Origin of the sequence: Pseudoduganella sp. S-14, assembly GCF_049913285.1 — a bacterium.
Lineage (GTDB): Bacteria > Pseudomonadota > Gammaproteobacteria > Burkholderiales > Burkholderiaceae_D > Rugamonas.
The window spans coordinates 6,098,618-6,113,257 of sequence record NZ_CP183991.1 but is presented as its reverse complement, the minus strand read 5'-3'; the positions used below and the strand labels follow the sequence as shown (position 1 = coordinate 6,113,257).

The window sequence follows — 14,640 nt, the reverse complement described above, 5'->3', positions numbered from 1 at the left end:
GGGGTATTGCGGATGCAAAAGATACGATTGGTGGTCGTGCGAATCAATGACTACGATGGTCTGGCAGTTAAAAAAACTCCAAGGAGACCATCTATGAAGAGAATTCTGTCATGTTTCGCCATGCTGATCGGCATGGCGCTTTCCGCGCACGCAGCCACGCCGATCACGATCAATACCAGCGTGCAGTACAAGATCAAGAACGTCAACAGCGGCCTGGTATTGGGCATTGACGGCGCCAGCCAGGCTGCCGGCTCCAAGGTGATCCAGTGGTCCGACAACGGCACCGCCGACCACCTGTGGCACTTCATGCCGATGGGGAATGGGCGCTACAACATCGAGAACATGTTGACGCACCAGGTGCTGGGCGTCACCAACGCTTCGACCGCCGACGGCGCGCAGGTCGTCCAGTGGGCCGACAACGGCACTTCGGACCACTTGTGGGTGGTCACGCAAGCGGCCAGCGGCAACTTCCTGATCCAGAACGTCAACAGCGGCAAGTACCTGGAAGTGTATATGGCGAGTACCGCCAACACCGCCACTATCGACCAATGGGGCCTGACCGGCTGCACCTGCCAGGAATGGCAGCTGGTGAACACCGGGGCCAGCCCGTACCCTGCGCCGCGCGCCGTCGCCGGCAACGGCATCTTCGTGCACGACCCCTACATGCTGCGCGACGGCAGCGGAAAGTACTGGCTGTATGGTTCGCACCAGACGCTGGCCACGTCGACCGACGGCGTGAACTTTACCAATTACACCAGCTGCACTACGGCCCAGATGGGCGGCTATGCGCCGAACTGCCCCTCGATCGGGCCGGACTTCAGTTCCTGGAGCGGCCTGCAGACGCCGAAGGGATGGAACAATGGCGCCAATACCGACGTCTGGGCGCCCAGCCTGATGGTGGCGAACGGCACCTATTACCAGTACTACTCGATTCCCTACCTGCCAAGCACCGGAGCGGAAGCGGTGATCGGCGTCGCCACCAGCTCGTCGCCGCAGGGGCCATGGACCGACAAGGGTTTCGTCACCAAGTCCTGGAACAGCACTACCACCTCGCCGCCGCCAGGCTTCTGGGCGACCACCGATAACGCGATCGATCCGGCGCCGTTCCGCGACGCCAGCGGCAACTGGTGGATGGCCTGGGGCTCCTGGACCGACGGCACGCACCTGGTGCAGCTTGACCCGGCCAACGGCCTGATCAAGACCAACGCCCCGGTGTACACGGTGGCCAGGCGCGGCAATCCGTCGGCTGGCGAAGAAGGTCCGTTCATCTACTACTACAACGGCTATTACTATTACTTCGCGCCGATCAACGAATGCTGCAAAGGCTCGACCAGCACCTACCGCACCATCGTCGGCCGCTCCACCAGCGTGACCGGGCCCTATGTGGACCGCGGCGGCGTGGCGCTGACCGCAGGCGGCGGCACCATCCTGCTCAGCACCCACGGCAATATCATCGGCCCTGGCGGCGGCAGCGTGTTCACCGATCCTGGCAACAATAACAAGCCTACCTACGTCTACCATTACTATGATGGCAATAATGGCGGGCGGGCGACGCTGGGCATCAATACGCTTGGCTTTACCGCCGACGGCTGGCCGTTCATCCAATAGGGCCACCGTTACAGTCTTGCCAACCGTAGCCAAAGCCACATAGAATGCGGGGCACGCGGGTGTAGTTCAATGGTAGAACGGCAGCTTCCCAAGCTTCATACGAGGGTTCGATTCCCTTCACCCGCTCCAGAATACGCAATGGCGCCCTTGAGGCGCCATTTTTATTGCATCAGGAGCAATATTCATCTGGATAAAAGCGTATTAGAAAAAAAATATTGCAGAAAACGCTAAATTCTTGCCGGAAACGCTGGATATATTGTTTGAAGGGCATGTTGAGGAGGACTCCATGCCCGCTTTTACCAACAAACAATTTATTCGGACGAGAAATTCATGGTAGCGATTGTCAGCGGTGGTGCACTGGGCCTGCAAAGCGGTTCCCGTTTCGTGTTGGGTGGAGACCGGGGAACGGTCGGCAATGCGGCCTTGGGGCGCAATGGCGACCAGGCCTATCTGAATGCCGCCAACGGCAACCTGGTCATCCAGTCGCGCGACGAGTTCCTGGCCGCCAACGGCATCGACACCGCGCTCCTGCGCACGTATAACAGCCAGGGCATCTATACCGACCGCCTGGGCGTCTTCGGCGACGGCGACAACGGCGACAACTTCCGCCTGGGCGTCTACAAGCGCGTCGCCTTCGTCAGCGGCAAGGTGAACACGGCCGGCAGTATCGCCAGCCGCACCGAGGAAGACGGCAGCACTGCCACCTATACCTTTGACGCGGCGCGCGGCTGCTATGTCACCACCGACGGCGCCGGCGCCCATGACACGCTGGCCTATACCCCTGCCAGCGGCAGCGTGCCGTCGAGCTGGACCTGGCGCGACGGCGACAGCCAGGCCAGCGAGACCTACAACACCTCGGGCCTGGTCACCTCGGCCACCGACGTGGACGGCAACACCACTACCTTCACCTATGCCGGCCGCCTGATGCAGAGCGTGACCATGGCCTCGGGCGATGTGCTCTACCTCGATTACAGCGACAACAACCTGGTCGGCCTGCGCACCGTCAGCGGCGGCGTCACCCGCAGCCGCACCCGTTACACCTATGACAGCAGCAAGCGCCTGACCAGCGTGGAGGTGGACCTGTCGCCGGACGATAACAGCAAGGCCGACGGCAACACCTACACCACCCGCTACACCTACGACGGCGCCAGCCGCCGCATTGCCACCCTGACCCAGAGCGACGGCACGGTGCAATCGTTCACCTACGTGCAGGTGGGCACGGACTTCCGCGTCGCCAGCATGACCGACGGCCTGGGCCGCGTCACCCGCCTGAGCTACGACGTTGCCAACGGCCGCACCGACATGACCGATCCGCTGGGCTTTGTCACCAGCTTCTTCTACGACGCCAAGAACCAGCTGACCCAGGTGCTCAGCCCTGCGGTCAACGGCATTCGCGTGCGCACCAGCTACGCCTATGACGCCAGCGGCAACGTCACCAGCGTCACCGACGGCAACGGCAATGCCGTGACCATGACCTACGATGGCAACGGCAACCAGCTCACCCAGCAGGATGCGCTGGGCAACGTGGTGGCACGCAGCTACAACAGCGCCAACCACGTGCTGAGCGAGTCGGTGCGCATGGGCAATGGCGGCGCCCTGGTCACCCGCTACGTCTACGACAGCAAGAACCACCTGCGCTTCCGCATCAACCCGGCCGGCGACGTGGTGGAATACCGCTACGACGCCAAGGGCCAGCGCGTGGCGCAGATCGCCTACAACGGCGGCACTTATAACACTTCCGCCCTGGCGGAAGGGGCGGCGCCAGGCGAAGCCCAGATGGCTGCCTGGGCTGCGGCGCAGGACAAGACCCTCAGTGCGCGCAGCGATTTCGCCTACGACTTCCGCGGTCTGGTGAGCGCCAGCACCACCTATGCCGAAGTGGATGGCGCCGGCAACGGCGTGGCCGATGGCGCCAACACCGTCAACTATGTATACGATGCCTCCGGCCTGCTGCTCAAGACCATCAATGCCGGCGCCACCACCAGCTACGCCTACGATGGCCTGAACCGCCTGCTGGCCAGCACCGACGCGCTGGGCCAGCAATCGCTGGTGCAGTACGACGACGCGCACAACCGCACCGTGTCGACCCTGGCCAACGGCCTGGCCACCACTTCCACCTACGACGCCGCCGGCGAACTGGTGAGCGTGATCCAGAGCGACAGCGCCAACGGCGCCGAACTGGGCACCGTGCGCAACTTCTACGATGCCGACGGCCGCCTGTTCTGCACCCAGGACGCGACCGGTGTGCGCACTACGTTCCTGTACGACGAGATGGGCCGCCGCAACGGCATGATCGACGGCTTCGGCGCCTTGACCGAAAGCGTGTACGACGGCGCCGGCAATCTGGTGCGCACCATCCGCTACGCCAACCTGGTGGACAGCAGCAAGCTGGTGGATGCCGCCGGCGCGCCGCAAGCCGCGACCCTGGCCACGCTGCGTCCGCTGGCCAGCGCCGCCGACCGCCGCGTCGACCAGGTCTACGACAAGGACAACCGCCTGGTCTACACCGTGGATGAAGCGGGCTTCGTCACCCAGCAGTTCTTCGACGCCGCCAACCGCGTCACCGACCTGGTGCGCTACAACAACGCCATCAGCCGCGCCGCGCTGCCGGCCAATCCGCAGCTGGCCGACATCCAGGTGGTGTCGTCCACCGAGGACCGCCACAGCCGCAACTTCTTCGATGCCGACAGCCGCCTGGTGGGCCAGCTTGATGCCCAGGGCGTCCTGACCGAGCAGAAATACGACGCCATCGGCCAGCTGGTGGAGACCGTGCGCTATGCCACCCTGACCGATGCCGCCCTGCGCAGCAACGGCTCGCTGGAACAATTGCGTCCACAGTCTTCCGCCGCCGACATCAGCGTGCACCAGTTCTTCAATGCGCGCGGCCAGCAGACCGGCGCCATCGACGGCGAAGGCTACCTGAGCACCTTCAGCTATGACGCTGCCGGCAACCGCAGCGCCGTCAAGCGCTTCGCCAACCCTGTCAACTACATGCCGGGCGCGCGCCTGGCGCAGATGCTGCCGCAAGCCAGCGCGGCCGACCAGCAGGCGACCTTCAGCTACAACAAGCTGAACCAGCTCGTATCGAGCACCGACGCCGCCGGCGTGCGCAGCGATTTCGCCTACGACAAGGTGGGCAAGCTGGTATCGACCGTGCAGGCGGCCGGCAGTGCCGACCAGCGCACGGCCCTGGTGCGCTACGACGTGCAGGGCCGCCTGGTGGCCGAACTGTCCGGCCAGGGCGCCAGCCTGCTCAACGGCGACGCCGTGCACGACACCGGCATCTGGGCCGGCTACGCCAAGCGCTACGGCTATGACGCCGCCGGCCGCATGGTCAGCAGCACCGACGCCCTTGGTGCGTCCACGCTGTACTTCTACGACGGCGCCGGCCGCCGCACCCATAGCGTCAACGCGCTGGGCGAGGTCAGCGGCATCCGCTACGACGCCTTCGGCCAGGCCACCGACACCATCAGCTACGCCAACCGCATCGATACCGCCGGCCTGGCCGGCGGCAGCAACGCCCCGGTCCTGGCCGCGCTGGCGGTGGCGGCCGACCCGCTGCGCGACAGCCTGCTGCACACCGATTACGATGTGCGCGGCCAGGCCACCCGCCTGGTCGACGCGCTGGGCAATGCCACCGTGCGCAGCTACGACGCCTTCGGCCAGTTGAGCAAGGAAATGCGCCCGATCAGCGCGGCTGTGCAGGAACTCATGCGCTACAGCTACGACAAGCGCGGCCTGCAGACGTCCGTCCTGCGCGACGCCGACGGCATTGCCGCCCTGCGCAGCACCGAGTACGACGCCTTTGGCCGCGCCGTGGCGCAGACCGACGCCAATGGCCAGGTCACCCGCAACACGTTTGACCGCAACGGCCGCGTGGTGGCCAGCTATGACGCCATGGGCCAGGTGCGTTCCACCAGCTACGACGCTTTCGACCGCGTGCTGACCCAGACCGATGCGCGCGGCAATGTCACCCGCTATGCCTACGACACGGCACTGCACAAGACCACCGTCACTTCGCCGCTCGGCATCGTCACTACGATCACCAGCAACGCACAAGGGCAAGTGATCGCCCTTGCTGACGGCAACGGCAACACTACCAGCTTCAGCTACGACGCCGACGGCCGCCTGCTGGCCACGACCGATGCCTATGGCAAGGCCGAGCGCAAGGAATACGATGCCGCCGGCCACCTGGTCGCCACCATCGACCGCAACGGCGTCAGCACCCGCTACACTTACGATGCAGCCGACCGCCGCCTGAGCCAGGTAGTCGATGCGGGCGGCCTGGCGCTGACCACCACCTGGACCTACGATGCCAAAGGCGAAGTGGTGTCGCAGCGCGACCCGAACGGCGTGCTGACCGTCACCAGCTACGACCAGAAGGGGCAGGCCACCCGCGTGGTGGTCGATCCGGCCGGCCTGAACCTGCACACCAGCTATACCTACGACGCGCAGGGCCACACCCTGACCGTCAGCCGCGGCGCCAACGGCGTCGACAGCGCCAGCGTACGCTACGACTACGACAAGCTGGGCCGCCGCGTGGCCGAAGTGGTCGACCCGGCCGGCTTGGCCGTCACCACCCGCTACGCCTACGACGCCGAAGGCAACCGTGTCAGCATGACCGACCCGGACGGCCACGTCACCCAGTTCCATTACGACGCCAACGGCCGCCTGCTGGAATCGGTGGATGCGCTGGGCCATGCAAGCAGGTTCGAGTACGACGCCGACGGCAACCGTACCCGCGCCGTCGACGCCAACGGCCATGCCACCAGCTTCGTCTACGACGCCGGCAACCGCCTGCTGTCGCAAACCGACGCCATGGGCGGCGTGACTGCCTACACCTACGACGCCAATGGCAACCGTACCACCAGCACCGACGCGCTGGGCCGCACTAGCCGCTTCGAATACGACCGCCTGAACCGCCTGGCCAGCCAGGTCGACGCCCTGGGCCAGCAGACCATCTACGCCTACGACCCGAACGGCCAGCGCATCGGCGTGACCGATGCCAAGGGCGGCGTGACCCGCGCCGAGTACGACGCCGCCGGCCGCCTGGCCGCCAGCATCGATGCGCTGGGCAACCGTACCAGCTATGCGTACGATGCCAACGGCAACCGCATCGCCACCACGGATGCCAACGGCCATACCGTGGCCTACCGCTTCGATGGCGCCAACCGCATGGACCAGCAGGTCGACGCGGCCGGCACCACGCGCTTCAGCTATGACGCGCGCGGCAACCGCATCGGCCTGACCGATGCCAATGGCAACACCACCACCTTCGCCTACGATGGCGCAGACCGCCTGGTGCGCGTGACCGACGCGCAAGGCGGTGCTACCGTCTACGCCTACGACGCGGCGGGCAACCGCACCAGCGTGGTGGATGCCAACGGCAATGCCACTAATTTCAGCTACGACGCCGCCAATCGCATGGTGCAGTCGACCGATGCGCTGGGCCATATCACCCGCAACGAATACGACGCGGTGGGCAACCTGCTGCGCAGCACCGACGCTGCCGGCAACGCCACCACCTACCTGCTCGACGCGCTGGACCGCGTGGTCAGCCGCACCGATGCCATGGGCTTTGCCACTGCCTACCAGTACGACGCGGTTGGCAACCGCACCGCGCTGACCGATGCCGCAGGCAACACCAGCCGCTTCGAATACGACGCCGGCAACCGCCTGACCCGCAGCGTGGACGCGCTCGGCCTGGTCACCAGCCACGAGTATGACCAACTGAATCGCCGGGTACGCAGCATCGATCCGGCCGGCCACGACAGCAAATTCGAATACGACGCCGACGGTCGCCTGACCGCTACCATCGACGCCCTGGGCGCCCGAACGTCCTACGAATACGACGCTGTCGGCAACCGCACGGCAGCCGTCGATGCCCTGGGTAACGCCACGCGCTTCGCATACGACAGCAGCAATCGCCTGGTGGTGCACAGCAACGCGATGGGGCAAAGCACGCGCTACAGCTACGACGCGGTGGGCAACCGCCTGGCCAGCGTGGATGCCAATGGCCATGCCACCAGCTACCGCTATGACGCGCTGAACCGCAAGGTCGAAGAGACCAACGCCGCTGGCGACTCGGTCCAGCATGTCTATGACGCCGTAGGCAACCTGATCATGACCCGCGATGGCAACGGCCACCAGCGCTTCAACCATTACGATGCACTGAACCGCCTGACTGCAGCAGGCGATGGGCTGGGCGCCATGACCCGCTTCGATTACGACGCCGTGGGCAACCGCACCGTCGTCACCGATGCACTGGGCAACGCAACGCGCTTTGCCTACGACGCCAACGGCCGCCTGGTCAACCAGACTGACGCGCTCGGCAACATCACCCGCCACGATTACGACCGCCTGGGCAACCGGGTGGCCACCACCGACGCACTGGGCCGCGGCACCCTGTTCGCCTATGACGCCAACAGCCGTCTGCTGTCCGTCACCGCTCCCGACAACGAGGTGACCGCCTACAGCTACGATGCGGCTGGCAACCGCACGGCAACGACCGACGCCAACGGCAACCAGACGGTGTTTGCATACGACGCCGTCAACCGCCTGGTGTCCAGCACCGATGCCCTGGGCCACCGGACCACGCATGCCTACGACGCCGTCGGCCAGCGCCTGTCCACCACCGATGCCAACGGCCATACGGTCTCCTTCAGCTACGATACCGTCGGGCGCCTGGCCGCCACCGTGGATGCCTTGGGCAACCGTGTGGAGCACCGTTACGACCAGGCCGGCAATCGTATTGCCACCGTCAACGCCAACGGCCATGTCACCAGCTATGGCTACGACGCCGCCGACCGTCTGGTTTCCGAGACCGATGCGCTGGGCAACAGGGCGGAATACCATTACGACAACGCCGGCAACCGTGTGACGGCGATCGATGCCAACGGCCATGCAACCGGCTTCGAGTTCGACGCCAACAACCGCCTGGTGCGCCAGACGGACGCCACTGGACGTTCGACCAGCTTCGCCTATGACGCCGTAGGCGCCGTGGTGGAAAGCACGGACGGCAACGGCAATGCCACTCGCTTCAGCTACGACGCCAACGGCCGCCTCGCCGTACGCACCGATGCGCTGGGCGGCATGACCCGCTTCGCCTACGATGCGGTGGGCAACCGCATCGCCAGCATCGATGCCAACGACCATGCGACCGGCTACCTGTACGACCTCGCAAACCGCCTGGTAAAACAGACCGACGCGCTGGGTAACGCCACCAGCTACGAATACGACAAGGTCGGCAACCGCCTGGCCACCACCGACGCCAACGGCGCCACCAGCCGCGCCGCGTATGACGCAGCTTACCGCCTGGTCAGCGAGACCGACGCGCTGGGTGCGGTCACCACGCACAGCTACGATGCTGTCGGCAACCGTATCCACAGCACCGACGCGCTGGGCAATGCCACGGCCTTCGATTACGACGCGGCCGACCGCCTGCAAAGCGTCACCGACGCCCTGGGCGGCGTCACCCGCCACAGCTATGATGCCGCCGGCCAGCGCGTATCGACTACCGATGCCGCCGGCGGCACCACCTCCTTCAGCTACGACGCAGCAGGCCGCCTGGCAGCGCAGACCGATGCCATGGGCGGCAAGAAAGCGTTCGCCTACGACGCCGCCGGCAACCGCATCCAGGCCGTCGACGAGAACGGCAACAGCACCAGCTTTGCCTATGATGCCGCCAACCGCCTCAATGAGCAGCGTGACGCCCTCGGACATACCGTGCGCTTCGTCTACGATGGCGCCGGCAACCGCGTCGCCATGATTGACGGCAACGGACACGACACCCGCTTCGGTTTCGACGCGCTGAACCGCGTGGCAAGCGTGACCGACGCGCTGGACAACACCAGCAGCTTCGAGTACGACAAGGTGGGCAACCGCACCGCCAGCATCGACGCCAACGGCCACGCCACCCGCTACGAGTACGACGCGGCCGACCGCATGGTGGGCCAGGCCGACCCGCTGGGCAACCGTACCGGCTATGCCTACGACACCGTGGGCAACCGCATCGCCACCACCGACGCCAACGGCTTCACTGTGCGCGCGGCATACGACGCGCTGCACCGCGTGGTCGAAACGATCGACGCCCTGGGCGGGACCGACAAGCTGCGCTACGACGCGGTCGGCAACCTGCTGGAGGCCGTCGACGCCGCCGGCAACCCAACCCGCTTCGAATACGACGCCTTGCACCGCCAGGTAGCGGCCATCGACGCCCTGGGCGGCATGACGCGCGCCACGTACGATGCGGTCGGCAACCGCACCAGCACCACCGACGCCTTGGGCCGCGTGACCCGCTTCGCCTATGACAAGCTGCAGCGCCAGGTCGGCATCACCGATGCGCTGGGCGGCGTGACGGCGGTCGCCTTCGACGCTGCCGGCAATCGCATCGCGCACACCGACGCCAACGGCAATACCACCCGCTTCACCTACGACCAGGCCAATCGCCTGGTGTCGCTGCAGGACGCGCTGGGCGTGGAAACCGCCTATGCCTACGATGCGGCCGGCAACCAGGTGGGCGTGACCGATGGCAACGGCCACATGGTCGCGTCCACCTTCGACGCCGCCAATCGCCTGGTCCAGGTGAAAAATGCGCTGGGCGAGACGAGCAGCTATGGCTACGACAAGGTCGGCAACCGCGTCGCCGTCACGGACGGCAATGGCCACACCAGCACCGCCGCTTACGACGCCAACAATCGCCTGGTGCGCCAGGCCGATGCGCTTGGCAACATGACGCAGCACGAATACGATGCCGTCGGCAACCAGGTGCGCGTGGTCGACGCCAACGGCAATGCCAATGCCTTCAGCTACGACGCCAATCGCCGCCTGTTGAAACAGACCGACGCGCTGGGCAACGCCACCACCTTCGCCTATGACGTGCTGGGCAACCGCACCTCGGTGGTCGATGCGCTGGGCCGTGTCACGAGCTTCCATTACGACGCATTGAGCCGCATGGTCAAGCAGACCGATGCCCTGGGCCACGACAGCAGTGTCAGCTATGACGCCGTCGGCAACCGCCTGAGCGCAACCGACGCCAACGGCAACACCACCAGCTTTGCCTACGATGCGCTGAACCGCCTGGCCGCCACCACCGATGCGCTGGGCAAGCAGACCGGGTTCGCCTACGACCATGTGGGCAACCGCACCGGCGTCATCGACGCACGCGGCAACACCACCGCCTTCGAGTATGACGCCGACGGCCGCCTGGTGCAGGTGACCGACGCCCTGGGCGGCAAGACCCGCCATGCCTACGACCGCGCCGGCAATCGCCTGAGCGTGACCGATGCGCGCGGCAACGTCACCGCCAGCGAATATGACGCAGCCAACCGTGTGGTGCGCGTGACCGACGCGCTGGGCGGCGTGACCCGCCATAGCTACGACGGGGCCGGCAACCTGGTTGGCAGCACCGACGCCAACGGCGCCAGCACCGCTGCGCAGTACGACGCCGCCAACCGCCTGGTAGTGCAGGTCGACGCGCTGGGCGCGGAAACGCGCTTCGCCTACGATGCCGTGGGCAATCGTGTCTCGATCATCGACGCCATCGGCGCCGAGAACAAGTTCGCCTACGACGCCAACAACCGCCTGCAGAAGCACACCGACGCGCTGGGCGCCATTGAGAGCTACACCTACGATGCCGTCGGCAACCGCCTGTCGGTCGTGGACCGCAACGGCAACGGCAACACCTTCGAATACGACGCGCTGAATCGCCTGGTGGCGCATGCCGACGCCTTGGGCAACGCCAACATCTTCGAGTACGACAATGTCGGCAACCAGCTGCTCGAGCGCGACCGCAACGGCAACGCCACCAGGCGCGCGTTCAACGCGCTGAACCAGCTGGTCTCGGTAACCGATCCGCTGGACGGCGTCACTGCCTACGGCTACGACCAGGTCGGCAACCGCACCTCGGTCGTTGACGCCAACGGCGGCGTAACCGCCTTCGCGTACGATGCGCTGAACCGCGTATCCCTGGTGACCGACCCGCTGGGCTATGAAACCCGCCGCTTCTACGACGCGGTGGGCAACGTGGTGAACCTGACCGACGCCAATGGCCATGCCACCCTGTCGCAGTACGACGCCGGCAACCGCCTGGTCGTCAAGACCGACGCCATGGGCAATGCCAGCCGCTATGCCTACGACGCCGTGGGCCGCCTGCTGGAACAGACCGACGGCAACGACCATACCCGCCGCTACGCCTACGACCTGGCTGGCCGCATGGTGAGCAGCACCGATGCGCTGGGCAACACCACCACCATGAGCTACGACGCGGTCGGCAACCAGGTTGCCGTGACCGACGCCAATGGTCACACCAAGCGCAGCAAGTACGATGCCGAACACCGCCTGGTGCGCCAGCAGGATGCGCTGGACAACGGCTTTGATTACGCCTATGACGCTGTCGGCAACCTGCTGGCGCAGACCGACGCCAACGGCAACGTCACGCGCCGCGCCTACGACGTCAACAACCGCCTGTTGCAAGTGACCGACGCCCTGGACGGCGTGACCGCCTTCGAGTACGACAATGTCGGCAACCGCGTCGCCCTCAAGGATGCCAACGGCAATACGACCCGTTACAGCTTCGACGCCAAGAACCGCATGACGTCCAGCCTGAATGCGCTGGGCTTCAGCAACAGCTGGCAATACGACAAGGTGGACAATCGCGTTTCCTCCACCGACGCCAACGGCCACACCACCAGCTACGTCTACGACAAGGACAACCGCCTGACCGGGCTGACCGATCCGCTGGGCTACACCGAAGCCTACGTCTATGACGGCGTCGGCAACCGCATCGGCTTCACTGACAAGAACGGCCACGCCACCAGCTACAGCTTCGACGCCGCCGACCGCATGGTGCAAAGCAAGGACGCTCTCGGCTACACCGAGCTGTTCGAGTACGATGGCGCCGGCAACCGCTTGGCCTTCACCGACAAGAACGGCGCCCGCAGCACCTTCAGCTACGACGCTGCCGACCGCCTGCTGGAAGCGAAAGATGCGCTGGGCCATCGCGAGCAGTTCGAGTACGACGCGGTTGGCAATATGCTGGCCCGGAGCGACAAGAACGGCGCCCGCACCACCTTCGCGTACGACGCCGTCAACCGCAAGATCACGATGGCCGATGCCCTGGGCAAGCAGGAAAGCTATGCCTACGATGCGATGGGCAACTTGCTGAGCACGGTCGACCGCAACGGCCACACCACGCAGCAGGCTTACGACAAACTGAACCGCGTGGCCAGCCGTACCGACGCGCTGGGCAAGCAGGAAAGCTACGCCTACGACGCAGTCGGCAATCGCCTGTCGGCTACCGACCGCAACGGCCACACCCGCCAGTTCAGCTATGACGCCGGCAACCGCCTGATCGGCAGCCGTGATGCGCTGGGCCACCTGGAAGTGTATTCCTACGACGGCGTGGGCAACCGCATCCAGTTGACCGACCGCCGTGGCAACAGCACTTACTTCGAATACGACGCCGACGATCGCCTGATCGCGATCCGCAACAGCGTGACCAGCGCCGCCGGCGACATCAAGTGGGTGGTCGATCCCGACATTGTGCCGCCGACCGAACCGGAAGAACCGGGAGAACCGGGAGAACCGGGAGAACCGGAAGAGCCGCCGCGGTTCCTCATGAACAGCTTCGCTGCCGTCGTCGCCGACGACCCCGGCTACGGCTACGGCTACGGAAGCGGCCATTTCACGGGCTACCAGGACCCTTACACGGTAGAACTGGTGACCCGCTTCGAATATGACGGCGTGGGCAACCGCGTCGCCATGATCGACCGCAACGAGAACCGCACCGAATACAGCTACGACCAGATCAACCGCCTCACCGTCACCAAGGACGCGCTGGGCGGGGAGACCGTCAACGCCTACGACGGCGTGAACCGCACTTCGGTCACCGACGCCAACGGCAACCAGACCAGCTACAGCTACGACGCGGCCGGCCGCATGATTGCGGAGACCGACGCGCTGGGCAAGACGGAGCAGTACGATTACGATGACGCCGGCAACCGCATCGCGGTGACCGACCGCAACGGCCACACCAGCAGCTTCGCCTACGATGCGGACGGACGCCTGCTGTCCGTCAGCAATGCGCTGGGCGGCAAGGAGCAATACCAGTACGACGCCGTCGGCAACCGCATTGCCTTGGTCGACCGCAATGGCAAGGCCACCACCTACGCCTACGACGCCAACGACCAGCTGGTCGCCGTGACCAATGCACTGGGCAAGACCGAAAGCTACGCCTATGACGCGGTGGGCAACCGCCTGTCCGTGACCGACCGCAATGGCGGCGTCACCGCCTATGCCTACGACGAGGAAAACCGCGTCGTGACCGTCACCGACGCGCTGGGCAACGCCACCGCCCACGAGTACGACGCCAACGGCAACCTGGTGCGCAGCACCAATGCCAAGGGCCATGCTACCGAATACGAGTTCGACCAGCTGAACCGCCTGGTCAAGACCATCTTCGACCGCTTCGACGAGCACTACTGGAACCAGGGCTACGAGCAGACCTACCAGCGCGTGGTATCGACCCGCTATGTGTATGACGGCGTCGGCAACCGCATCACCATGGTCGATGCGGAGCAGAACAGCACCAATTACAACTACGACAAGGTGTACCGCCTGACCACGGTCACCGATGCACTGGGCAACAGCACCAGCTACCAGTATGACGCAGTGGGCAACCGCACCTCGCTGGTCGATGGCAACGGCAACGAAACCCGCTACAGCTACGACGCCGTCAACCAGCTGGTTGGCACCGTCGATGGCAACGGCAATGCCGACAGCACGACCTACGACGCCGCCGGCAACCGCATCGCCTACACCGACCGCAACGGCCACACCACGCGCTACGAGTTCGACGATGCCAACCGCCAACTGCGCACCATCGATGCGCTGGGCAACGTGTCCAGCAGCACTTACGACGCGGTGGGCAACCGCCTGAGCAACACGGACCGCAACGGCCATGTGACCAAGTACGAGTACGATGCACTGGGCCAGCTGCTGCGCCAGACCGACCCGATGGGCGCCACCCAGTCC

At 65.4% G+C, this 14,640-nt stretch carries 2 protein-coding genes and 1 tRNA gene (1 of these 3 running past the window's edge); all 3 read left to right on the top strand.

The features are described 5' to 3' along the window. Window positions 1–93: 93 nt before the first annotated feature. The gene (locus ACN9MZ_RS28220; RefSeq protein ID WP_426340094.1) at window positions 94–1,608 is read left to right on the top strand and encodes a family 43 glycosylhydrolase; all 1,515 of its coding nucleotides are present in this window, start codon (window positions 94–96) and stop codon (window positions 1,606–1,608) included. A 55-nt stretch (window positions 1,609–1,663) separates the two neighbouring features. Beyond that, window positions 1,664–1,737: transfer RNA gene (locus tag ACN9MZ_RS28215), tRNA-Gly, on the top strand. Window positions 1,738–1,938: 201 nt separating this feature from the next. Continuing rightward, window positions 1,939–14,640, top strand: partial view of a LysM peptidoglycan-binding domain-containing protein gene (locus ACN9MZ_RS28210; protein ID WP_426340093.1) — the beginning only. Its footprint extends 20,205 nt past the window's final position; 12,702 of the gene's 32,907 nt are visible here — the first part of the coding sequence; its start codon is at window positions 1,939–1,941; its stop codon lies beyond the right edge, outside the window.